Genomic DNA, 22,927 nt, shown 5'->3' on the forward strand with positions numbered 1-22,927 from the left:
GGCGTCGTGACCACATCAACAGATTCGAATTCTCGTGATTTGGCGTTGGCCGATGGTCTTGATGACAGTTGGACCAACATACTTGAGTTGCAATATCAGCTCATAGTCAACATGCACCAGATGTGCGTTCTAGATCCTGCGGCGGCGTCAGTCATGCTCGGAATGTCTCTGAAAGATGCTCAAGAGTTTGCTGCGATCCCTCACCACAAACTATCCAAACTGATCAATACAACCCACTGGTTTTTACAGTTTCCGAAAACCAATCTCGCCGGCACGCCGATGGGATTTATCCAATATGTCAGTCATGTAGTCGACAACAATTTAGGTCCCTCGATGATGGATCTTGAGTTTGCGCGTCAAAGCGTTAATCCCAGAGCTAAAGGAGTTAGCTGATGACAATGCCATGCGTAATTCAGTCCAAAAAACTGCAATTACAAGTTCAGTTGATTAAGGCCGTGGAGTTCGGCTTGGTTAGTAGTGTATTGCGTGAGTATCACGCGTTCGCTAACAAAAAAGCACTCGCTGTGTTTATGTCATGTGTCGAACCTGCCACTAGTGATGAGGGCCGACGAACTAAATCGAACTCGACAGGATTCTCGTGGATGAAATCAACCCTCGGGTTGTTCTGCGCAACGGTGATTTGTCAGATGTATGCGCAGTGCACTGATGAACACAAGCGCTGGGATCGCCTTGAGTTGGCTGATTTACTCCGCGTGACAGATGCGTTTCGTCGCAAGTATCCGACCTACTTCCGAATGCCTGATGACCCAAAGACCGCTGAAAATATCATCGATATTAACCGTATCTATGCGTGTTTGCGGCACGGCATGATGGGCGCTAAATTCTCGATTGAAAAATGCGACACTCATGGTTGCGATGTCAAATACGTTTCGGTGGCTACTTTTTCACGTAAAAAATGCCCGATGTGTCTGATGAAGGCAAAAATCAAACCGCAAGATGAAGTGGTCGATGGTTCTGCACCGGCGCTGGTCGCCGTAAGTGCTTAGCAAAATTTATGGTGCAGTTTGTCAGTTGCGCCAAGAACGACTCATGTTATCTCTATAGCCAAGATACATACATGAGGTTTGATCGATGAGTATTGTTGGTTCGCTTTTCAGTGCCGTGCTGTTGTTATCCAGTGGCACGGTTACTGTCAGTGTCCCGGTTGTATCACAGCCGCAATGGGAAACGAGTGCCTTCTCCGTTAATGGTCGTGTTGTAGAGCCTGCCTCTGCTGGCGGCGCTCTGATGATTGCTGCGAGTAATTATTTAACGTTGCCCAAGTCATCGTTGAGCTCTCCTCTCGTCGATAAACTAGCACTCCCCCCTATGATTATGGCGACGATTGAATCGCTCCCTGAATATCGTTTATCGATATTGACATTGGAGCTGCCTACCGAGCAGGTGAATTTGCATCGGCCGTCCGCAACGCGAGCGGGTTACATGTGGGAATCTGCTTATCACAAGCTCAGCAATGAGATTGACGGTGTGCGAATTCGCTATGTACGTCAGGTCCAATACAAGCGCGGTGAACAATGGTATGTCGCGGCTTCATGGGATTTACCAATTGCGTCCCGCAGTGGTCGTGGTCGCAGCGCAGCGGTGGGGATGGCTGATGCTCTTGGACAAGATCGTAACCGTCAACGGCTTAACACAGGTTGGATTATTACCATCCCCGATCCAAATGTGACTGAATATCGCATCATCCACGGATATGGTGCATTTGCTGATCGTTAAAGCGGTTATTTTCCCTCGAAAACACATCCATAACTGACCTGATAACACCACTATTTCATTGCAAACTTTGTCCATTACGATGGATTGGAGTATGCAGTGAAATTCTCGATGGCTGCTTTGGGCTTAACGTTGCTGTGCGCATCAGCGCTCGCAACAGACAATTTGACAGCTTATCCAGAGCCTGAAGGCTATTACTGGTACAGCACAGAGCCTACCCCGGAAAAGAAGTCGGAGCCTGAAAAGATCCCACCATCGCCTGCTTCGCCCGCGGCACCAGCCCCACCGACCAAAATTGATACAGCTTGGCTACGTGAACGCTTACCCAAAATGCTTGATGCTGCCATTGATAATCCGACAGACGCCAATATTGCTAGCTACTTTATTGCTCAGCGAGTCGCGGCCGATATGTCCAGCCGGTTCCAGGATGCCACCCGTGAATTTTTCATGTTCAATCCTGAAATGAGTGAAGACAACCGCCGCCCGTCATCAAACTTTGTTCTTAACCAAACGCATGAACAACGCATGAGTGACACCAAGGAAGTCATGGCGGACTTAGGATCTAAAACGGGCCTTTGGGCATTCATGTCGTCGACCTGCGGTTTCTGCCTCAAGCAAGTGCCTGCGCTTCGAATGCTCAAGGACAGCTACAACCTCCCCATCGTTTTGATTTCAATGGATGGCAATATCGTTCCTGGTACCGAAGATTTTGATTGGTCATTTGACAATGGCCTGATGGCCAAGCGCTACCAAGTGCAATACACGCCATCTTTGTTCTTAGTCGATCAGTTCAATGGCACCTCTCAGCCGCTGCAGCCTGGTCTTCGTTCATTTGGCAACATCATGCAAACAATCGCTTATGCGGCGCGGCGCAAAGGATGGATTGATGCCAATCAGTTCAATGCCATGCGACCAGTAAAACAGTACAGCGTCCTTGATGGTAGTGGCGTCATCGAACTGGATGCTGATGTTGCCAGCGATCCAGAGCAGTTCTCAGAAGCGCTCTTGCAGCGACTACAAGGTACGCCTATTCCCGGTACCGCTCCGACCAATTCCCCCACACAAGGGACATTCTAATGAATGCAATCAAACGTTCCTTATTGCAATGCACGCTCTTACTAATGTTTGGCCTAGCCACTCTGCCAGCCATCGATCCAGTTGCTGCTAATCCTATGCAGGAATTGTTTGACGCAGAGATTTCATTTGTCAGTGGATCCTCCTACAAATCTCAAAAGCGCCGTGGAGTCGCATTCGGTAGCGCGCGCTATCGAAACAATCTCGTTCAAGAGAACTTAGTCGCTTTTCGTCCGCCATCAATGACCGCCGGTTGTGGGGGCATTGATTTCTACGCAGGCAGCTTCTCGGTTATTAATGGCGATCAATTGGTTCAAATGGGCCGAGGTATTATGCAAGGCGCTGCGAGTTACGCATTTGGGCTTGCAATGGATTCCATCTGTCCTTCGTGCGCAAAATACATGTCGGACATCCAAGAAATGCTCAACAAATTCAATCTTGATAGTCGCGAGATGTGTCAGAAAGGCGCTGAGCTAGTGACCAATGCGGCCTTCGGAGAAGATTGGCAAACGAAGCTATCAAATAACCGTTTCAATAACTTTGTCGACGGATTCTTAGAGGGAGCATCTCCGGATTTCAACGGCAGCCTCGATAATTTGTTCAATTCTGGCGGCAAGGTCGATTCGACGAACACAACTAGTAATACCATCAACAAGTACTACAACACCAACGTTGTTTGGGATGGCTTGAGCAATGCTAACGTGAATAACTGGTCAGTTAGTCTACCCAGTATCTCTGGCTATGCTTTCCAAGAGTTATTGATGAGTGTTATCGGAACGACAGTACTGACCTATGACGAAACATCAACCGCGGATAAGCAAAATGCCGTAGTAAACACGCATGGCGCAACCATTACCGACATGAGCGACTTCTTCGAAGGCTCAACGAATGACAAGAAACTCGAAATATTAAAGTGCCAGCCGGATACAGCAAATGGCGATCCCACTGGCTACAGCCAATGTCTTGATGTTTCCCCAACAGAAATGTCGTCTTGGGAAGGCTTACGCAAAGTTTATGAAGACCACATTCTTGATGCCACGAATGGGTTAATGAACAAGGTTTATAGCAAGACAATCAGTGCAAGCGAGCAGCAATTTCTGGACCACGCATCAGTCCCCGTAATGACGATGCTCGAATCAGCTGGCTCCGACGAAGCGGCACGCAGAACAATGGCAATGCGAGCCATTGACTACTTGCTGTTACAGGACGCTGAACTTTTAACCTTCTTGGTCAAGCGAGCTGTTGCCTCTAGCATGAGCGGTCAGCCAAAAGATGGTAACGCCCAGCAACATAAAGAGTTCATTCACGCTGCAACCGAAGCCATCAAGAAGATCGAATCATTTCACGCCCAGTACGCTAGCAAGATCCACGATACCGTTTCTTTGGAAACCAATATCGTTAACTACATGAAAATGCTCGAGCAGCGAACTAAATCAAACACCGCCAACTAGAAAGGTTACTCACCCATGAACTGGACATTCCAATCTCTCGGCGATGGCGATTTTATGTATGAGGTCCTACTCGGGATCTCCTACTTCTACAATATCGGCTCCGATTACACAGCAATGCTCTTTCTTGCGTCCTGTTTTGCATTGCTTGGCGGCTTCTACATGACGTTTTTCTCGGGCGGTAAATTTTTCCCAGTAAAAGATTGGGCGATAGGCTTAATCGCTTTCATTCTGCTCATGGGGCCTGCGACGACTCAAAGTGTCGACATCGAAGAAGCAACGACCGGCGCCTATATTGGTCGAGTTGACGACGTTCCGTTGTTGCTTGCTCTGGGCGGCACGATGTTCACCAATTTTGCCTATTCGCTCACTGAGAATTTAGATGTCGCATTAAGTCGGCCATCGGGTAACTCCTTGGCAAGTGGTGCACGTTTATCTGGTACCCGCTCGATGGCCGCACTGCGCTCGTTTTATAATGCTGAGCCGGAAGTTTCATCCCTAGGTAATGATCCGAAAGCCTTCAACTTAAGAGCGTCCTTAATCAACTATCTGGTGTTTTGCGTGGACCGCGATCGCTCTTTAAGCTCGCCCAATCAAGAAACGTCGTTTAGTCAGATTTATTCTGCTCAACCGAAAGATTTGTGGGGTGCAATGCAGGTCAATTACGCTGCTTGGGAAACTCCTGTCCTGCTAAAAAATGTGACATCCGCAACCGGCTCAGTTACCGACAATATCGAATACAAAACATGTCCCGATGCTTACGTGGAGTTATCCAAATACATCGTTAACAACGACACGACTGCCGGTGGTAAGAACCTTGAAGGCGGGCTTCAAACACTACTCGAAACCAAGGGCGGTAATGTCGATTCCCTCGATCAGCTATTGCAGTTCCAACTAAACTCGTTGACGGTCACCGGCGATGCTCATGAATTAATGAAGGCTCGTTTTATTCACGAAGCACTCGACTCAGCCCAAGCTCAATTTCCGGGAGGTAGTGCTGCCGAGTTGGCTGTATTTCAGGCACAGCAACAGCGGCGAGTGCAAATGGCATCTGATTCTGATTTGTGGTTAGAAATGGCGCCAGCACTCATCACCTTTATTGAAGGGTTCGTCTTCTTCCTTGGGCCTGTTATTGGACTCATTTTAATCATGGGTGGTAAGGGCATTACGGCCGCTATTACCTATTTCGGAATTCTACTGTGGGTCAACCTGTGGTCCGTCATCTTAGTGCTTGTGAATCTGTTCACTGAAATGACGCTGGAGAATCGTATTGGTGATATTAGCGCATCGGGCAGGGCGGTATTTAGCTACGGCGGCTTCGACGCCACGATGGCCACAACCGAGACTTACCTGGCTGTATCCCAGACTGCAGCAACCCTTGCTCCCGTGTTAGCACTCTTTGTCCTGTATCGTGGTGTGCACACGCTGCTTCAGGCTGAATCGAAGATGGCACCAGATACACGAGTTAACACGCAGTACTCCGCGCCCGACGTCACTTCTCCCCACACAGCAGGTAAAGGTACTTTCGGAGCAAACACCGCATATACCACGCCAAGTGGCGACATGCTCTACAGTTACGCTGGCTCTAGTCACCATATGCTTGCTGGCATGAGCACCAACAGTACTTATGGTTCAGGTGTGACCCAGCATACGCAACTAGCTGAACAACAAATGAAGGCTGCTACAGGTCGACAAATGGCTGCAATTAATGACTCGCTGACGTTTGGCAAAACCAAGCAGCATCAAATAGAAACAAAAGATGGCGAAGTGGCTCAACGAACATCGCTCGAAGGCGTCAATAGCGATTTTGTGACAACCTACGGTCAAGGTATGACCAAGCAGGAGCAGGAGTCCTTTAATAATGTGATGCGGGCTATGGCTGCGGGGAAAGTCGAAGCGAATTTCCGGCTCCAAACGCCTCAGTTTAGGGACAGCACAGGAGCGGATGGCACGATTGGGGTTGGTAAATTCGTTGCAGGGTTAGGTGGAGGTATTGAGGGACAGGTTAATAATTCTGTCGATATGACACGGTTATCGCAAGACATGGACGTGGTGAACAAACACATCCAAGATACCCATCGAGAAAATAAAGTCGATAGCGCTGGCTATAATCGACTCAAAGAATTGGCAACATCCGACGCTAGAATTGATCGAATAGCGGCAGAGGTTGACCATGAAACAGGAAGATCATATGAGCAGTTATACCAAGAGGGCAAGACAACCGTTGAAGCCGTAGCTGCCGACTCAACCATTCAGTCGCAACTTGGCACTGAGCACCGGCTGGATGGTGGTCTTCAGATGAAAGAGTGGGCGACGGCTGCTCGGCATGGAATGGGCGTCGACAACGTTTTTGATACGACCATTGCCAACATGCGTGACAACGCGGCTCAGTTAATGGCCGACAATCCAATTGGCTCAGCGAACTATGCCGAAGGCCAACGACTCAACGCTATAGCGGATCGTTTGGATACGATGCTGCAAAACAAAGTTGGAACTGACGGCAACGGCAATCTCGATTGGGACGGCTATCTGGACACTGTGCGGCATAAACTAGGCCCTGCTGCGTCTGCGCAAGGCGTCAATGAAAATGGTCTTGTTCACGCCACGGCCTTCCAATCCTTGCTCGATGAACTTCAATCTAAACATACTGCCGGCACTGATGACACCATTACGCAAAACAACCTTGACTTGGCTGGTGTGGGAGCTGTTTGGTCGACAGTCGCTGATATCAATGCTCGAGGGATCCATCAAGATGGACAAAACATTGGGATGTTCAATGGGTTTGGCCGTATAGCAAACGCGAATGCGGAAGTGTTGACCAATGTTGGTCGAGACCACAATCAGATCATCGCCAATGCTAACAACCCTGTTGACGGTGTAGGTGCAACCCCGGCGAGAGATATTAATGAGCAGACCGTCTCACGTGACGCAACAATTACTCAAGCTGACAATGCTGGCTTGCCAACTCGTTTGGCCGATCCGCAAGCTAACATTGAGCAAACACATGCCGATAACCTTGCGAGCCTCGATGCTGCAAGACAACAAAGCGCCGAGGCGGTTGGCCGATTCTTGGGTGGCGATAGAGTCGCGTTGGATAGACAAGATGTTCAAGGTGTTGATCCTGCTCTTCGACGCTCGCTCGAGGCGCTTGGCGAGCACGATTACCTCGCTCAATTTGTTGGCTCGTTTAGCCAGCTATCGCCCGGCGAGCTGATTAAAGACCTTAATAGTGGCTCTCCATCCACGTCCTTAGCGCGAAATGCAGACATGATTAGTAATCTTGCGGCACTCGGCGATGGCCCGCATGGCCAAAATGTGTTGGCGACCGCTATTGATTATGGCCTCGCCTACCCTAACTCCGAAAGCGGCAAGTTAGTCACTTCCCTTGCTATGTGGAAAACCGATCAAGGACAGGAAACGTTGCAGCGTCTCGAAGAGGCAAAATCCACAATGCCTGCGGATGAGGCCGCTCGCGTGGATGCATTTATTGATACGGTTAACGCTGGTGTCGCTGCCTATGACAATGCTATTCAGAATATGGACGATATCTACAATGCCGCGGGGCACGAAGCCAAAGCCCATATGGCTGTCAATGGTTATTCTGCTATGGCGCCCGAAATTGCATCTGACTTTTATGGTGACAAGAAATCATCAGGTGGACAAAACAGTAGAGTCGACAAAGGGTTTGATATGGACTCCCCTCGCGCTGTTGCATTTGCTGACCAATTCGTAGGTACGTTTGCTGAAAAACTAGAAAACTACGGTGTTGATTCGTCGGACTTGAAGATGGAGAACTTAAAGCATGCACCCACATCATTTGATGGCGTGGCGGATTTTGCGACCTACGCACTAGAGCGTCCTGGCGAGATGGAGGCTGTTGCGCTCACCGGGCATACCGAGTTTATGATCCAGTCAAGCAACTTCACTGAAGGTAGCAATGTTGATGTCACCAAGCTCGATACTCAAAGCGGCTGGGAGCGCAATACATCCTCTCGCAGTCGTCGAACCATCTCGGCTGACGAAGATCTAACGCCACAGTATTTAGCCGCAAAAGTCTATACCAGTGGTGGTGACAACTCCGCTCTAATGGACACCGTTATGCAACGATATGAATCCCAATTGAGCAGAGAAACCAATACTGATATTTCCGATGCGTCAGGCCACAACAATCACATTACCGAAAGTATGGAAGTCTTGAGCAATACCGTGCCAGTACTCAGGGAACAGGGGCATACACAGCAAGCCGACCAGCTTCAAGCATTTGTAGATGGCTTTGAACAGCGGCGCGCTGATTACAAGCCATAATCAGTGTGATGAAGTTTGCATGTCGAAGCTTTTTTAACGCTTAGAATAGGCTGGGTGTTAGTAATTTCAATGATATCGTCACACCTTGATAACTAAGGTTGTCGCTGTGCTCTTGTTTGTGGTAATGGTTTGTTATCTCTAGTAAAAAGGATTTTTACGCGATGCTGGCAACAAACACTTTTGTACTCTCTTTTCCTTGGTTTGCAGTACTAAGTGCTGTAGGCGTGTTGGTGACAGAGATGTTTACCTATCTGCTGCTCTATCCCTTTGAACACAACAATTCGGCACCGTCGGCAGGTGATGCCCCCAAGCAGATCGATTCTTCCGATCTTACTGATAATCAATATCTGCGGCGTTATGTCCGGTGTGGTTATATCAGCATTATCATTATCCTGTTTACTATAAGCTATGTTCTGTAGGCCCGTCGCAGGTGCAGCTTCGCTAGCATTGAAAGGACATTTGGTGGTGTCTAAGTTGTCCATCAACGGTTTATCTTGAAGATTCCTTGTGTTCTACATGTTAGTCCCCATGTTAGGTAAGGGATTAGGCGATTCTATAGATTTGAGGGCACTAGCCCACTTTCGTGCCGACGTTGTGAAGATTAATATGAACGAATGGGTGAAACAACATGGATAACAAGGCTCAATTTATCTCGGCCGCAATACATGATTGCCAAGCTACGATTCGAGCCACAGACGTTAAGGTTGGCGCTCTATTGGCTGCGCTTTTTCTCCCGTTTACTCATATTGTAAGCTTATGGGATTCCTTGGAGCGAATCGCAACCTTTTTCGATAGCCATGTGTTTACGGTGCTTTTCTTTGTTGTTTGGTTTGTTGCCATCTACACCCTAATTACCACTATTTCTGCAATCGATAACCCAGCAAAGCACATTGATAATGACGCGGATTGCCAGGGATCTTTCTACGGTTCGGATCTCTACCGATTTCGGCTTTTTGACGCCTTTCACCTCAAGCCGAATGGTCGCGCCACTCAAACTGTCAGCACATTTTCAAGCACCTTTCCAGTTACTGACGAGGACATTTGCAACGAGCTTACGTTTGAGCATATGAAACTCATTTATATCCGAGACATTAAGTTACATCGATTGAACCTGTCACTCCGGTTATCCACTGCTTGGTTTGTCATCAGCGCCATCGCCTTTCTTACCGTTCGAATCAGCTGTGCTTAACCTTATGTTTTGCTGAACGGATTCCTATTACCTGTTGTTAAGAGAACTAATGAATGCTGAATGATGCAGATAAAGAGGAACTACGCACCATCATTGATACAAGCCTTGATAACGCAGAGCGTCACTGGCGTGATGGCGGGTACCGGCTCAAAGCTATTCGAGAGGCAGCGTTAAACGCCAATGATCAGAGCACTAGCTTTGAAGAACAACCCTCACAGATTCCTGGCCATGAGTTCGTCCGAGAGAATGAGACCGTGATTGATGAATTCGTCGCTTTTGTCGCTGATATGCGCGATTCGACCGAGCATTTAATGTGCGCGATAAGCCAGAAACATGCAGAGGTATCTGGCCTCCAGCGTGTTTACTATGAAACTTCAGCTCTATTGCCTGCGCTTGCTTATGTCGTCAACAAACAACAGGGTAGTGTGACCGAATACTTAGGTGATGGTGTGCTTGCCTTGTTTCGAGTGGATCCTGATAATCAGATCGCCTCGATCTATGCGGCGCACGAAGCCGCAAAGAATGCCATTGGAGTTGCTCGCGACTTGGTCAATGACGTATTGAAGAGCCGCTACAGATTGCCAAACATTGATCTGGGAGTGGGGTTTGCGGTCAGCAAAGCAATGGTAACTCTCGTCGGGCTTTCTCCGGAAAAACAACCCAAAGCATTTGGCGAATGCGTGTTTAGAGCGACGAAGCTTTCAGGCGGGCGAAATGTCGTGATATGTGATGACAAAATAAAAGTACGGTGGCCTACATCTAAAAATGGCAGAGTAAGCTTCAAGCTGAGGAGCTTTAATGGCACCAATGGATATATTGTGGGTTCTAGCTCTCCTCGCTTGTAGCCTGTGTATCACTAGCTGGATGCTTTAGGTTAGGGGCTCAACTAGGATACCAACACCCTGCCGGCTTTTGGTTGATAGCCGTGGATTCGTTTATCAATGCGCAAGCTCACGTTATCCAGCGTCACTACTGCTGATTCAATTAAACCAATTAAGCATTCTTCGGTCTGACAGAGGTGTGGAAGCTTAACGATGCTGTGTGGCCCATGCTTCACTTCCCCTAGGTAGCTAGCGCTGCCTTTAAATCCAAAGCGCTGATTCACTTCAGTAATTACAAGGGTTAATCGCATCGTTCCTGCGCGTTGACTCGAGTAATGCTTGCAGTACTGCCTAATAACCTCGGAAACATTCACTTCTTCTACCATTGTGTCTCACTCAACACTACAAAACTGATCCTATTATCTCGAAAACGTTTCGTCATATGGGTCAGTTAGGGTTCCAAAATGAGTTCCAAACGACCTGAATTGAGCGCCGGTTTTTTCAATAATTTACGTATTGAAGCGGGGGGCTCCGTATGCAAACACACTCATTCATTCAACAGGAAATCTATCCTAGACTCACGTCTGAGAAATTGGCATCGGCGAGCCCTATATTCACTGCGCAAGGCGGTTGTGTTTGTCCAATGTGTGGTCAACCTGCGAATTACTTAAGCGCCGTTCATCAACTGGTCTGTGGCGAATGTGGTCCGATTGACTTGATTGATGCTGTGACCGTAATCGAAGGCACTCAGGATAAAGCAATGAAGCTACTTGCCGGCGTTGTCGATGTTGCCATACCGAGTGAGTTGCTGCCCGCTCCGGTAAAGCCCCAAATCACGCGAGTCAACCAGCTTTGTCAATTGCTCCTCCTAGAAAACGAACCAATGTTCCAGTCACTGTGTTATGCAGGCTGGTCGCTTGGCGATGTTGCCAACAGCTATCTCGGATCAACCGGTAGTAATGAGCAACTGATGAACTACAAACGGCGTGGCGAATACCTCCCAGAGATTGACTTCTTAATGCAGCTGCCCCGAGATACGCTAGTCACCGCCTTAGCTGATGGCAAATGCCTTAATGCGGTATTGTTCGAAACCATCCCAATTGCCGCGCCGGTGTCATGGAGTGATCTTCCCAATTATCACTACCACAAACTCCCGACTAAGGACTCGTTTTTCAACGCATTGCCCGTTAACAAACACTCCAAATGGGGCGTGGTCAATTCACATCCTTATGTAGCCCTTTATCTATTAAGCCGCGGTTTCGCCTGCGTATTGCAACGAACTGGAAAGTCGGCCAAGCACAGGCATTGCTTGCCGCAGGACACGATAGCGCAACGGCTGGTGGACTCTAGTCGGATGCGATTGATGCGCGATACCGAAGCGCGAACACTATGGGACTCTCTATCTCATTGCCCCAAATCACCAGCCTCTCGCGATCGCTACTTGGATAAACAAGCATCGTGGATCAGCTATGCGAGTCATTTGCTAGGGCAGGGCGTACCGCCCAGCGCTGCGATGGAGCGCGCCAATGAGCGCTATGGGATTTGTCCGTCATGGACAACTTTGACAACGACTAATTAATGGACACTACTATGAGCCAACAACGCACCTTCGAATCATTTTTGTTTAGCAATCCTGTCTCGCTGCAACTCAAAGCCTCTATGCTCGCAGCGGTCTTACTGTCTATCGCTTCTATTGTTGCGGTGACTGCGTTTGATCAAAGCATGGTGTTCTTGTTTATTGGTATTTCTTTGCTGGTCTTCGCCATCGGTTACGGCTTCTGGTGGGGCGCGAAGCGATTTAATGCAGCAACGGATGAATACAATGGGTATCTGGCATCGCTCGATGAAAGCGCTCTTAGCAATCTGCTCGACCATCCAAAAGTATCACCGCGCACCAAGATGCTGGTGGAGCAATGCATGATGCTTCAGCTCAAGCCCGCATCCTAATTTCTTCACACCAGAGGCCTCGAATGATTCACCTGCGTAAAGCTAAAAAAAGACTGCCGTTAAAACCGACTACCCATATCGCAATTATGAAGAGCTACAACGGCATCGCGCTTTCTGAAGGCGAAGGCAACGCCCTTGAAGCCTTCTTAGAACGGGTTCAGCGTGATGAGTCGTTATCTTTACATTGTTGTATTCCATTGGTGATACGCCAAGGTAAAAACCGTCGTCATGTTGCTCGGGCTCCTTCTCAGCATCATAACGAACAGTGCCCTTTAAATAATCGTCCGCAGCCTATCAAGCGCCGACGAAACCGAGAGCGTCCATCCGACATAATCGTCGATGTGATGAGTGGCACTAGCAGTGTATCACCCGGTGAAACCGAGGGGTCTGGACCAAGAAAGACGAGAGGGGAAAGCAAAACAAAGCGTATTAGCCGCTTGTTGGCGCTGTTACTTCAAGTATTGGACTCAGCTCAACTGCATAAGCTCGATTGCACCAAGCGGTCATTACCTACCACCATTGCTAACATTAAAACGGCAGCACAGCAGTACAGGTTGCCGGCCGACATTACGCTTGATTCAATGTTGCACTTTAATGAGCTGAATCTGCCTCGACTAAAAGAAGCTTTGAGACGGCCACCAAAAGACTGGCCCGCAACCTCAACCTGGCATCAAATCGTGCTGTATTCGTGCGATAAGTTCGAACGTAAGGACGATAAGTTTCTGCTCTACAATGGAAATCGTAAGCCCGTTACGATCTTCAACTACGGCCGAGCTAAACTTTCAAATGCAGGTTTCCTAACCGACAAAAGCGAAGGTCCGTTTCTGTTTATCCTTGTTTTTCAACTCGGGTATAAAGCAACCGATCCGAACGCCTCATTTGTGCAGTTGGCAAAGTGCGCGGTAACGTACATCAACAACAAGTCCGAATGGTGCCCATTGGAAAGCCAGTATGAGTCTGCGATGCACTGGGCTTTGCGAAAAGTTATGCCTGATCTTGCGCCTGTGCGTTTGGAGAAACCACTGTTTGATGATTGTGACGTTCGCCCCGATTTCGTCTTAGTCCGAGATCAGCAGGCTTCCGTTGCGATTGAGGTCGCCGGCATGGATACACCGGAGTACCGCGAGTCCAAAGCCAAAACACACCCTGTTATGCAGCAATTGTTCACACACTTGTTCGAGTGGCAAGCAGCGAACGTCGCTCAGCCATATTCGGAAGCCATCAAGTGGCTAAAACAACAGCATTTACATCAGTTGTTAGCGCGATAACTGGCATCATTCTCTATTTGTAAGCTGTTTTCACTATTGAATCTACAGCCGTTAGACCTGTGATTGTCCAGATCTTCTACTCGAATCCATGCCTCTTGCTAATGCCTACATTTTGTGCAACATTTAGCAGCGAGTACCTTGTCAGTACTCGCACCGCCTACCACGGCGAAGACCGGCTGAGGTCATGACAATGCTTTAATTGGTTAAGTCAACAACTTTCGTTTTCGGAGGTGTATGAGTAGGCGCGTACGCTTTCCTATTATCGGAGTTTGTTGTGATGACTGATCACCTTCGTTTCCCATCTGGTAAAACTGTCGTTCAACTCAAAAAAGACGCGAAGAAAGTTGCAGCAGCTAAACGTATTAAGCTGACTGCTGCTCTGGATGAAATTGCATTCCAGAATGGCGCAGATATGCCTTGGAGTAGGGCTATCAATTGGTTGAAGCGCCCGGCACTCCACGATATCTCTTTCTCTTTGCCAACCAATCATGGCCAGCTGGTCGTGAGTCTAACCCAAGAAAAACCTGTTGCGGTCATTGTTGGTGAAACTGGGACAGGCAAAACAAGTACAGCTCTTCAGTTGGCGTCTGAGGTACTTCGCAATGATGTAAACGTACATTGGTTTGGCGCAACGGTGCATGTGGGAACTGATCCAAGCATGGCTGAACTGCATAGGCTCAAGTCACTTTATTCGGATCAATTGTCCATTGATTACGTCGATAACCCGGCTCATGCGACCCTGACGGAAAATTCCTTGGTTATCGTTGATGAATGGTATCACTCAGGCACTTTGCAAGTTGAGGAATTAACAGACATTGCAGTTAAGAACAATTGCGTGTTGCTTGTGTTGGTGCAAGAGCTGGAACCTTTTGAAAGCGACGTTCCGAATTCATTGGCATTCGCATTATTGCACAGCTCATGCGCTGCTAAGGAAATTGCACACCGGTTAGTGCGAGGCTCCAACCCATCTTTAGCCGAACAACCACAAACGCCCCAACATGGAAGGTTCGACTTCCAGCTCATTACTAAACAGCCGCAAACAAACGAAGCGATATTCAGCCCAACAGCCTTAACGCTTTAGTGGTTCCGCTAATGATCGTTAGGCATAAAGTACCGCAGAAGCCATGGTCTGCGCGCGATTATATTTGCTCGAAGGCAATGCTAAACCTCAACGAAGCTCACACAGTAATAAAGAGGGCATTCTTGTTTGTCGAATACAAAGAAGAAGCGCTACAGACTAAAGATTGTTTTACGCTAGGTGTTATTCTTGAGCGCGATGATGGTGACTTAGAGTTATTCGACGATTCACCACTGACCCTTTCTTGCGATGCCCGTGAGCAGGAGGTGCTTGACGTATGCCGGCACTTGTCAATTCTTTGCCCGATTGGTCAAGTGCTGTTTGCTACGATGCAACTCAACAAGAGCATCTACCAATCCGCGACTGATGCATGCGCTGAAATAATCAAACAACCGGTTCGCTCTCTATCGCTAAGTGGCCAATGGCATGCCTTCTCCGGCTTGTTTAACCGATCTAAAAAACCACTGGCCCATGGTGAACTTAGACTCCAGGATTGGCGCAACCTTGAGCGACTGGCCGTTACAGCCTGCCGAAAGATTCGGCTAATGTCCGTGCCCCAATTTTTAGCTAGAAGCCATGCATACACCGCGGTTTACGCTGGCAAACTCAAAAACAAACGTGGCAGACATGTGCTGTATGTGGCCAATTTTGGTGACAAGCACCTAATTCTCGGTGAATTGCATGAGTCCGAAGAACGCTGGTGGAATGTAGCTATTGTCGATAACGACCAAATGAACCATGTGTTCGCAGTCGTCCACGAGCGCAATTTGGGAGCGGCGATTCGAATCGAACAAGACAATCTTTGTCCTATCGTTTCAAGCGTGACGCATGATGCTGGCCAACGAGCCGTATCGCTCAACTTGTTTATCAACAAAATGCAAAACTACGAGTAATAGAAATGACAGATCAGAAAATTATGAGCATCAAAGGGAATGCTCGCCAATTGGCCTCTAAACCAAATGAGATCCCTTTGATCTACATGAACGAGGCTAATCAGTTTGGTGTTACGGAATGGCTCACTTCTGAGAGTGAATTACATCTTGCGCAGCAGCGAGCGCTAGAAATGGGCAAAGGCGTCTTTGATGGTGCGATAGCTGTCGGCATCACTGATGATAATTCCATTATGTTCTTTGTAGTACGGTAGCAAGCCGCCACTAGAATAAAATAAAGGAATGTAATGCGTGTGGGACTTAGCTATGAACATCTCTCAGTCTCTTTCTGAATAGCTCCACATTAGGCCATTGCGCCAACCATTCTTCAGCATCACCAATGCGACGCCTCAAAGTACGTTCATCCAGTTCTGGAATTCGATATTTAGATAGGCGCTTGTGAAACTTAGCGATAGACGCCGTTTCTTCCGATAATTTGTACCAGTGATAACTAATCCCAATCATCAAATTGACTAAATTAGAGCGAATCATGCTGTGATTTTCGACTACTTTCGCAAAAGTAGAGCTCTGTGCTACGAGGTTTGCAGCCACCCCAATCTTATCTGGCAGCAAAATTTCATCTCTCGCAATCAGAGATACATACTGCCTCACTCTCACCTTCGAGTCTGAATATTTCTGTCTACTAAGTATAACGCTTGGGTTGAGCCAATCTGACATATCTAATTTGATAGTCGTTGGCAATATCATGGCGCAATTAAAATACCTATTAGAAAACTCGTGTGATTCTATATTGGAGGTATTCTGTGAGTAATTAAAGTAATCAGATAATAACTCAATCGGGCAAGGGGTTATGTTAGGGCAGTATAAAGAAAAGGGAATTCCGACTGGTTCTGATGCACATAGAATGTCCTTTTTATGTCGCATCGAACTATCGCAGCTATTTATATCGAAAAGCCACCGTTGTTCTATATTATTTTTGCCGTATATTCCGATAAACTCATCACGAAATTCTATAAGTTGCTTGGTCCAAGCTGAATGCTTAAGCAGGCTTAAATAAAACATTGCGTAATGAGCAAGGATTGTTTTCTCTTTTATGTCCCGCTCAAGCTGATTCCGGACGTCTTGCTGTATGGAGTTAGCGAAATATTTTTCCGCCGGCTTCATGAAGTTTCGCAACTCTCGTTCTCGTTTGTTGAGAGCTGCTGATAGGCGCTTTATGGTCTTAGCATCGCAATACTCAAGCTCATGGTATTCGTCAGGGACTAGGTCGTCAAAAGTGTCATCGAAAGTTTGACGAGTATGGGCATAAAAACGGTGAACCAATGTTTGCAGCACCTTGCCCCACTGGGTTAGGCCTTTGTTACTGAGCAGCGGCTGCTTTGTATCATCTAACGGATCCTCGCCTAGCGACAACTTACGTGCAATCAAAAGAATATGGCGCTGAATACCTGGCGTATCCGACGCAAAATAGTCGTGAGCATGTATGTTGTGATTCGTTACTCCCTCAGTCACTGGTTGATGGTCCCACCACACCATGTTTGTCGTCAATAGGTGATATTCGGTCATCCAACGAAGCTTCGCTAAGATCGGCCTTGTTATGTCCACATCACTTGTATATTGATCGAGCTGCTCACGGATTTGATAGTACGCTTTTAACAGTTCGCAAGGCGAGAGTAGTGAACGGGTATTTTGAGATAGTAGATCCCACGACCAGTGCGGCCAGCATTTCACGATGTGACCCAATTGCTCGGCTATAGATATACAGTCCTCACCTTGTTCCCGAACAAGCTCTATGACATTAGCAGTATCTTCACTAGGCAAAAAAGCTCTTACAACTAGCTCGGACACTTTGTTCAACTTACGGTCCGGCAGTGTTTTTAGCTTGTCCTCGAAGTCATCCAGTTCTCGCTGACCGGCAACATCTCCCAGCATCAAATTGTACGTGATTCCGGCCTCTAACCATGGCCGCAACATGAGTTCATAATCTTCCTTTTTAATACGAAAATCCGTCAATTCACAATCCCGTGCATATTGCAATACATTCTCTTAAAAAAACAACAGATCTACTTGTTTTCGAAGGTTAGCTATCTTCACACTCATCGGCAACGAAGCAACGTTTAACTCAGGTTAACTAAGGACTTTACATGACATTCGTGAATAATTTCTCCAATAGCACAGAGGCTGCTGATCCTACCCTGCGGCTAGGATGTGCAGTAGGCGGGCTGGCTATCTTAAAAAAATATGAGGCCGCTTTGTCAGATGGCACCCGCAAAGGCTCACCCATTTGTGCGAGGGAGCTCCAACAACTGCCAGCACTCAGAGAAAAGCTGACACGCGAAGTTACAAATTCCCTCACCGAGCTGGGAATTTCAATTGAATCAACCACACGACCTATACCAATCGGTCTACAAGAATAGCGATACGGAGGGGCTGGTCGTTCATTACGCATCACTGTATTGGTACGGCCTCTTGAGTAAATGGGCTTTGAGCGCAAGGCGCTGGCCAATACACCGTGAGTAGCATTAATTCTTACTGGCCACGAACTAACAATTAGTCAATCCGCAGGATAATTAATGATGAACAGTATATGTGATTTAGGTAGCTACAAAACACCTTTTAAATTTGCAGTAGAAGGAGTGGAGTCGGCCAGAGAATATCTAACTGACGATAACAGGCTTCCGCCAGAATGGGATGACCCCAAACAGGTCGAATTAATATTTAACGCAGAGACGTGCTTGGAGTACTTTAACATCAAGTCCGACGAAGTGATGTTGCCCCGCGCTCGACAAGTTTCCGATACTCCCTGGATGCTTGAAATGACATCGGATCTAATTCATTACGGAACGAATCCGCACAAAATGCGCGTCATGGCGAACGTATCGGGCGATGAGCTTTGGGCCGGCACTCCTCATATTTATTGCTTTACCACATTGATAAGCATAGGTAACTGGGACATCGCACACACCTGCGCTATTCATTTCAGCGGCCAACTCCTAGACGACTCTGCAATCGGAACTCAATATCAAGAGGTTCTGGCTGTTCACTTTCCTATTGTTCATAAAGGGCTCAAAGGCTCGGTTGACGAAGACTTGCTTCGTCAAAGCAAATCCCAAGTCAGAAAACGTCTAAGTGCGTTCCAGCTGCCTGTGTTTTTCGAGGGTGATGATGCTCATGCGACACTGAACATCTACCGAATTGTCGGCGCAGATTGATGATCTTTTCCAACACTCAAACCTACTTAATCAACGAAAAAAGGTAAATGTCATGGCCAATGTAGAATGTCCACATTGTAAAAACACATTCAAAGGCTCTCCACTGAAAGGAGTTGCAGCGGCAACTGCTGGCGCTATTGTTGGAGGAAAGGTAGGGGCAGGGTTCGGTATTGCTGGTGGGCCGCTAGGAGCGATATCTGGACTGATCCCCGGAGCAATTGGAGGAGGAGTTATCAGCTATTTAAGTTCCAATAAGTTCTATAAATGCGACATCTGCACTCGGTACTTTATGTTATGAGTCAGTCAACAATCACAGACGCCTATGCGACCGAAGCACTAACGATGACTCACCTAGAGCCACACCTTTTGCTTCCTTCAGGACAGTCCTTGGCCAGTGTAAGAGCTAAAGCTGAACGCCTCGTGGAGTTGAATCACGCTAACGCGGAGTACTTAGAGCATGGCTTATGCCTAAGCCATGGTTTAGAGGGTGTAAGCAACTTTGGCGCAGGGTTTGACCAAATGGTGCTTCACACATTTGGCTGTTCATCTTCAAGCTTTGGATTATTGAAAGTGAATGGCAATGTTGCCGGGTATTGGCTTGACTCGATGCAGAGACGCTGCGCATGTGAATATGATAGTGCTCTAGCGCCTATTGCTGAATCATCAGTTATTGCCGACTTAGTCGAAATTCTAAAGCTACGCCATCAGAAACGGAAACAACAAGAGCGCTGCCTCCAAGGGCTAAAAACGATGCTTAGACTGATAAATATTGATGGAGTGAAAACTAAACCTGAAGGTTTGCATCTCGATGATGTTGTTAGCCCTCGACAACTCTGTTTTGACTTGCGCAAACTATTGGCCGGCCCTACCGATCGAAGCGATTTCACTATGCGCTACGCGCTAGCAAGCTGGATCAACCCTCTCAATACAAGTCGTATTCTGATGCTCAATGCATTAACAACAGCTGCAAATGATGGCTCTCTGAACGACACTGACTGGCAAAATGAAGATGACCGCTATTTTGTTGCGCAAAAAGCGGAGTACAACGCGAGCTTTGGCGCGATTCGTCGCAACCTCAACAGTGAGAGGTTCAATATTATCTGTGCAATCACTTGTTGCCCCGCGGCGTACGGCCCTAGAGAGTACGTAGGTGTCTAATGAAACTGAGCGGATCATCAGGTGAGCCGCAACTTATATTGGTGTGACCACCGTGCTCTGCATTATTGGCACACCAGTCCGATTACAGCGTTTCGACCGCTGCTCGGAGCGCGTTGTCTTGACGTTGATCATAGCGCTTTGTGGTGCTCACATCCGCATGCCCCAGTAGGTCTTGTACGGTAAATAGATCGACACCCTGATCCAGCAGTCGCGTCGCAAACGTGTGGCGAAAATCGTGCGGCGATAAGTTAGGGATACCAAGCAACGTGCCGCATCGTTCAATCAGCTCGCGGACTGTATTGACCGTGCTTGGATCGCCAGAAGGGTGTTTATCGCCATTGCGATTAACTCGAAACAACAGCGGCCCTGGTTGCTTACCGCGAACGGATAGCCATCGCTCGATATAGGGCATCAACTGAGCCGAGAAAAAAGCTTTTCGCTCTTTATTTCCTTTGCCGAGCACAATGGCATATCGCTCGGGGATATTTATTTTATCCATGTTTAAATTTGCTATTTCAGCCTTTCTTAACCCGCAATAATAAAGCATGGAAATAATGCATTGATCACGTGATGATTTATATTCTGATTGCTCGGTAAGATTCTGGATAATATCGTTGAATTGCTGTTTTGTTATTGTGTTTGATGTGGTTATTCGGCGTCCTGTAATCGATTTAACTTCTCTTATTTGAAGGTAATGGTCAGCGTCAATCAATTTTAATTGCCACGCTTTTTTAATCACGCCTTTAATTGCGCTCAAATAAACGTTGATCGTCGAAGGGCTATGCTCTAACTCGATAAAACCCTGCTTGATGCGATCCACATCGATGGCGGTCAATTGCGACCATGGAAAGGTTTGATGATCCCGGGCTCCGAGTAGGCGAGCAAGCGCATTGAGCGTATAAGTCATGTTCTCAAACGACTTCTTGGATTGAAGGCTGGCCAAGTACGCATCTGATGGCAATGTCACACTGTCAGTGCGAAGCAAAATGGATTGGCCATGATTGAGGCGGAGTTGGTCGGTCATCATGAAGTCTGCTGTAGTGACATTACACCGCAAAATATACATTTTGTGCTGTAATGTGGCAAGTTCTGTAACGTGAGTGTTCACGTTTACGAAAACTGCTATTGTTGTTGAGTAAGCTGCGCTTTGTGCGAGCTATCGTGATGTCTTATTTCAGATTAAGTTGGTGATTATGCCTCGCAATCCGTACGACCAAGAGTTATTGGAATTCATGTTATCCCGTGGCGATGAACTGCTGCGATACACGATTTTGAATGCCGAGCAGTTTCTGGCATCGCTGCGAGCAATGTCAGACTTAACGAGCTGCTCAGCGGAGCGATCGCGGAAGCTTGAGGAGTTGATTCGTACGCATTTTGTCGATCCCAAGGATATTACCCGTCTGCTTAATAATCGACGGAGTTGGCGGCGTTCTAAGCGTGGCCAGCGACCAAAATTAGTTGCAGTGACCGTTCAAACCAAAGAGCGCATTGCCGCCTTAGTCGATTTGTTTGGTTATGATTCTGAAAGTGATCTGCTGGTTGAGTTGCTGAATGCCGTAGGAATGGATCCCGAAACGCTGTCAGATAACACTATCGCCGGCGTACAGGTTTGCGTTCCTGTAGTGTTGCGTGATGAACGGACGGCTGACCAGCTGGTGGCGACATTAAAGAATCAACTACCCAGCCCATATTGTGATCTGCTTGGCTAGCTACTCGTGGTACATAATTTCATCGTGTCTGACGCTGTTGCGTAGTTACTACCGTAATCCCGAGCGTTTCGCAGTGTGGTGCGGTATTCAGTAATTAGTTTGATCGCGGTCTTCATCTGCGCGTTGAAGTTAATCGTGTTCTGTTCTGCGCCCTTTGCCATCGGGACATTATTTTCATTCTGTTTTGCTATAGTCGCTGCCGATTCGACAGGCTCTGTGACTGCGCTCTCTGCATTTAGTTCAGCGACACGGGTTTGCAATGTTTGCATCACCGCCCTAATGTCTGGCCTTGAGTTAATGCGAGCCTCATATAAAGCGATGTAGGCAGCATTAGTCGCATCGAGTATGTTTAGCCCTATACCATCAACACCCATTTCATACTTTTTAAGCAGATCAAGAACGCTATCGTGGTTGCTGATAATACTCTCGGTGGCGCTTCGTAATTGCTCCAGTCGTTGCTCGTGCCCTGCAGGTGCTACGACACTGCTCCAATCGATTTTTGATAAGTCAGAGTGGCGCTTCCCCAATGCGTCTCGATACTCATGAAACGTCGTAATTGTAGGTTCGCGTGGCAATACTAAGGTTCGCGTGGTCAAAATACACTGCATCATTGAGGCAGTATTTTTTAGCGCTATCTTGAGTTCCGCTGGATTGTTGTATTGCTTGATGCTCGCGAGTCCCGCTATCGTCAACCCACTGGCCTTTAGTAGATCTTCATGGGCGCCAAACGTGGCGGCTGCAGCAGCCACCAACGAACCGGCCAGCATCGACATATCTAATATGGCTTCATTTTCATCGGCTTCATTGATTGCGCTCAATAGGTTTTTTTGGAATTGAGCTGTGTATTCGTAGGATAAGCACGGTGATAGGCGGTTGCTAATACTCTGTGACGCCGAGCAGTAATCTTGGAGTGTTTTGAGTTTCTCGTATTTATCCTTGGTGTCAGCATTCTCAGCCGGATCAAGGTTGGGAGGCACAGTTGCGCAACCTAATACCACAGTTGTTGCGCAAGCTAAGGTCAGTCCCTTGAACATGGTGATATTCCTTCCTTGTGGTCACTTTTTGACCTTAGTAGGAATATCACCTTCTTGCAA

At 47.5% G+C, this 22,927-nt stretch carries 22 protein-coding genes; 18 read left to right on the forward strand and 4 right to left on the reverse strand.

Annotation, left to right across the window (positions count from 1 at the left end; all coding sequences use genetic code 11):
- Positions 1-6: 6 nt before the first annotated feature.
- The 9 genes from IC617_RS08640 (at position 7) to IC617_RS08680 (ending at position 10,595) form a co-directional block, all read left to right on the forward strand.
- Entirely contained in the window at positions 7-393 is a 387-nt protein-coding gene (locus tag IC617_RS08640; protein ID WP_191144598.1) for a hypothetical protein, read from the forward strand.
- Positions 393-1,007 (forward strand): hypothetical protein, encoded by a 615-nt coding sequence (locus IC617_RS08645; RefSeq protein WP_191144599.1) that lies wholly within the window; start codon positions 393-395, stop codon positions 1,005-1,007. The genes IC617_RS08640 and IC617_RS08645 overlap by 1 nt, the downstream gene beginning before the upstream one ends.
- Before the next feature lie 85 nt (positions 1,008-1,092).
- Positions 1,093-1,737 carry a hypothetical protein gene (locus IC617_RS08650; protein WP_191144600.1) on the forward strand — a complete coding sequence of 215 codons (645 nt, stop codon included), beginning with the start codon at positions 1,093-1,095 and terminating at the stop codon, positions 1,735-1,737.
- 96 nt (positions 1,738-1,833) lie between these two features.
- Positions 1,834-2,811 carry a conjugal transfer protein TraF gene (gene traF / locus IC617_RS08655; RefSeq protein ID WP_191144601.1) on the forward strand — a complete coding sequence of 326 codons (978 nt, stop codon included), beginning with the start codon at positions 1,834-1,836 and terminating at the stop codon, positions 2,809-2,811.
- Entirely contained in the window at positions 2,811-4,259 is a 1,449-nt protein-coding gene (locus IC617_RS08660; protein WP_191144602.1) for a conjugal transfer protein TraH, read from the forward strand. The genes traF and IC617_RS08660 overlap by 1 nt, the downstream gene beginning before the upstream one ends.
- Positions 4,260-4,274: 15 nt before the next feature.
- Positions 4,275-8,561 (forward strand): conjugal transfer protein TraG N-terminal domain-containing protein, encoded by a 4,287-nt coding sequence (locus IC617_RS08665; protein WP_191144603.1) that lies wholly within the window; start codon positions 4,275-4,277, stop codon positions 8,559-8,561.
- A 161-nt stretch (positions 8,562-8,722) separates the two neighbouring features.
- Positions 8,723-8,980, forward strand: coding sequence for a hypothetical protein (locus tag IC617_RS08670; RefSeq protein WP_191144604.1), 258 nt, complete (start codon positions 8,723-8,725; stop codon positions 8,978-8,980).
- A 209-nt stretch (positions 8,981-9,189) separates the two neighbouring features.
- A complete protein-coding gene (locus IC617_RS08675; protein ID WP_191144605.1) occupies positions 9,190-9,750 on the forward strand; it encodes a hypothetical protein in 561 nt (186 codons plus the stop codon).
- Between the two features lie 53 nt (positions 9,751-9,803).
- Complete coding sequence (locus IC617_RS08680; RefSeq protein ID WP_191144606.1) at positions 9,804-10,595, forward strand: adenylate/guanylate cyclase; 792 nt, start codon at positions 9,804-9,806, stop codon at positions 10,593-10,595.
- 41 nt (positions 10,596-10,636) lie between these two features.
- On the opposite strand, the gene IC617_RS08685 is transcribed toward IC617_RS08680, so the two are convergent.
- A complete protein-coding gene (locus tag IC617_RS08685) occupies positions 10,637-10,882 on the reverse strand; it encodes a hypothetical protein (protein WP_191144607.1) in 246 nt (81 codons plus the stop codon).
- Positions 10,883-11,106: 224 nt separating this feature from the next.
- Here IC617_RS08685 and IC617_RS08690 point away from each other — a divergent pair, with 224 nt between their 5' ends.
- From IC617_RS08690 to IC617_RS08715, 6 genes are all read left to right on the forward strand, one after another.
- Entirely contained in the window at positions 11,107-12,150 is a 1,044-nt protein-coding gene (locus IC617_RS08690; RefSeq protein ID WP_191144608.1) for a hypothetical protein, read from the forward strand.
- An 11-nt stretch (positions 12,151-12,161) separates the two neighbouring features.
- The gene (locus IC617_RS08695; protein ID WP_191144609.1) at positions 12,162-12,518 is read left to right on the forward strand and encodes a hypothetical protein; all 357 of its coding nucleotides are present in this window, start codon (positions 12,162-12,164) and stop codon (positions 12,516-12,518) included.
- A gap of 23 nt (positions 12,519-12,541) precedes the next feature.
- A complete protein-coding gene (locus IC617_RS08700; RefSeq protein WP_191144610.1) occupies positions 12,542-13,786 on the forward strand; it encodes a DUF8535 domain-containing protein in 1,245 nt (414 codons plus the stop codon).
- A gap of 277 nt (positions 13,787-14,063) precedes the next feature.
- Positions 14,064-14,867 (forward strand): ATP-binding cassette domain-containing protein, encoded by an 804-nt coding sequence (locus tag IC617_RS08705; RefSeq protein ID WP_191144611.1) that lies wholly within the window; start codon positions 14,064-14,066, stop codon positions 14,865-14,867.
- A gap of 122 nt (positions 14,868-14,989) precedes the next feature.
- On the forward strand, positions 14,990-15,757 hold the full coding sequence (locus IC617_RS08710; protein ID WP_191144612.1) for a hypothetical protein: 768 nt from the start codon (positions 14,990-14,992) through the stop codon (positions 15,755-15,757).
- Positions 15,758-15,762: 5 nt separating this feature from the next.
- Positions 15,763-16,008, forward strand: coding sequence for a hypothetical protein (locus tag IC617_RS08715; RefSeq protein WP_191144613.1), 246 nt, complete (start codon positions 15,763-15,765; stop codon positions 16,006-16,008).
- Between the two features lie 46 nt (positions 16,009-16,054).
- On the opposite strand, the gene IC617_RS08720 is transcribed toward IC617_RS08715, so the two are convergent.
- Positions 16,055-17,767, reverse strand: a complete 1,713-nt coding sequence (locus IC617_RS08720; RefSeq protein WP_191144614.1) for a hypothetical protein — start codon at positions 17,765-17,767, stop codon at positions 16,055-16,057.
- A 560-nt stretch (positions 17,768-18,327) separates the two neighbouring features.
- Between IC617_RS08720 and IC617_RS08725 the strand changes: the two genes are divergently transcribed.
- Both IC617_RS08725 and IC617_RS08730 read left to right on the forward strand, forming a co-directional pair.
- Positions 18,328-18,966, forward strand: a complete 639-nt coding sequence (locus IC617_RS08725) for a hypothetical protein (RefSeq protein WP_191144615.1) — start codon at positions 18,328-18,330, stop codon at positions 18,964-18,966.
- A 342-nt stretch (positions 18,967-19,308) separates the two neighbouring features.
- Positions 19,309-20,124, forward strand: coding sequence for a hypothetical protein (locus tag IC617_RS08730; protein WP_191144616.1), 816 nt, complete (start codon positions 19,309-19,311; stop codon positions 20,122-20,124).
- Between the two features lie 82 nt (positions 20,125-20,206).
- Here IC617_RS08730 and IC617_RS08735 read toward each other — a convergent pair whose 3' ends face one another.
- Positions 20,207-21,151 (reverse strand): tyrosine-type recombinase/integrase, encoded by a 945-nt coding sequence (locus tag IC617_RS08735; protein WP_191144617.1) that lies wholly within the window; start codon positions 21,149-21,151, stop codon positions 20,207-20,209.
- 166 nt (positions 21,152-21,317) lie between these two features.
- Between IC617_RS08735 and IC617_RS08740 the strand changes: the two genes are divergently transcribed.
- Positions 21,318-21,833 carry a hypothetical protein gene (locus IC617_RS08740; RefSeq protein WP_191144618.1) on the forward strand — a complete coding sequence of 172 codons (516 nt, stop codon included), beginning with the start codon at positions 21,318-21,320 and terminating at the stop codon, positions 21,831-21,833.
- Here the strand turns inward: IC617_RS08740 and IC617_RS08745 are convergent.
- A complete protein-coding gene (locus tag IC617_RS08745; protein ID WP_191144619.1) occupies positions 21,830-22,867 on the reverse strand; it encodes a hypothetical protein in 1,038 nt (345 codons plus the stop codon). The genes IC617_RS08740 and IC617_RS08745 overlap by 4 nt on opposite strands.
- Positions 22,868-22,927: the final 60 nt, after the last annotated feature.

It is taken from the genome of Neiella litorisoli (assembly GCF_014773395.1).
In the GTDB taxonomy this organism is placed as follows: Bacteria; Pseudomonadota; Gammaproteobacteria; order Enterobacterales; family Neiellaceae; genus Neiella; species Neiella litorisoli.

Excerpts from the sequence above, each read along its gene's own strand:
- IC617_RS08650 (WP_191144600.1), top strand. The coding sequence starts at position 1,093 with ATGAGTATTGTTGGTTCGCTTTTCAGTGCCGTGCTGTTGTTATCCAGT.
- IC617_RS08730 (WP_191144616.1), top strand. The coding sequence starts at position 19,309 with ATGACTCACCTAGAGCCACACCTTTTGCTTCCTTCAGGACAGTCCTTG.
- IC617_RS08695 (WP_191144609.1), top strand. The coding sequence starts at position 12,162 with ATGAGCCAACAACGCACCTTCGAATCATTTTTGTTTAGCAATCCTGTC.
- IC617_RS08680 (WP_191144606.1), top strand. The coding sequence starts at position 9,804 with ATGCTGAATGATGCAGATAAAGAGGAACTACGCACCATCATTGATACA.
- IC617_RS08685 (WP_191144607.1), bottom strand. The coding sequence starts at position 10,882 with ATGCGATTAACCCTTGTAATTACTGAAGTGAATCAGCGCTTTGGATTT.
- IC617_RS08705 (WP_191144611.1), top strand. The coding sequence starts at position 14,064 with ATGACTGATCACCTTCGTTTCCCATCTGGTAAAACTGTCGTTCAACTC.
- IC617_RS08745 (WP_191144619.1), bottom strand. The coding sequence starts at position 22,867 with ATGTTCAAGGGACTGACCTTAGCTTGCGCAACAACTGTGGTATTAGGT.
- IC617_RS08735 (WP_191144617.1), bottom strand. The coding sequence starts at position 21,151 with ATGATGACCGACCAACTCCGCCTCAATCATGGCCAATCCATTTTGCTT.
- IC617_RS08670 (WP_191144604.1), top strand. The coding sequence starts at position 8,723 with ATGCTGGCAACAAACACTTTTGTACTCTCTTTTCCTTGGTTTGCAGTA.
- IC617_RS08725 (WP_191144615.1), top strand. The coding sequence starts at position 18,328 with ATGATGAACAGTATATGTGATTTAGGTAGCTACAAAACACCTTTTAAA.
- IC617_RS08675 (WP_191144605.1), top strand. The coding sequence starts at position 9,190 with ATGGATAACAAGGCTCAATTTATCTCGGCCGCAATACATGATTGCCAA.
- IC617_RS08715 (WP_191144613.1), top strand. The coding sequence starts at position 15,763 with ATGACAGATCAGAAAATTATGAGCATCAAAGGGAATGCTCGCCAATTG.
- IC617_RS08665 (WP_191144603.1), top strand. The coding sequence starts at position 4,275 with ATGAACTGGACATTCCAATCTCTCGGCGATGGCGATTTTATGTATGAG.
- IC617_RS08690 (WP_191144608.1), top strand. The coding sequence starts at position 11,107 with ATGCAAACACACTCATTCATTCAACAGGAAATCTATCCTAGACTCACG.
- IC617_RS08700 (WP_191144610.1), top strand. The coding sequence starts at position 12,542 with ATGATTCACCTGCGTAAAGCTAAAAAAAGACTGCCGTTAAAACCGACT.
- IC617_RS08660 (WP_191144602.1), top strand. The coding sequence starts at position 2,811 with ATGAATGCAATCAAACGTTCCTTATTGCAATGCACGCTCTTACTAATG.
- IC617_RS08645 (WP_191144599.1), top strand. The coding sequence starts at position 393 with ATGACAATGCCATGCGTAATTCAGTCCAAAAAACTGCAATTACAAGTT.
- IC617_RS08740 (WP_191144618.1), top strand. The coding sequence starts at position 21,318 with ATGCCTCGCAATCCGTACGACCAAGAGTTATTGGAATTCATGTTATCC.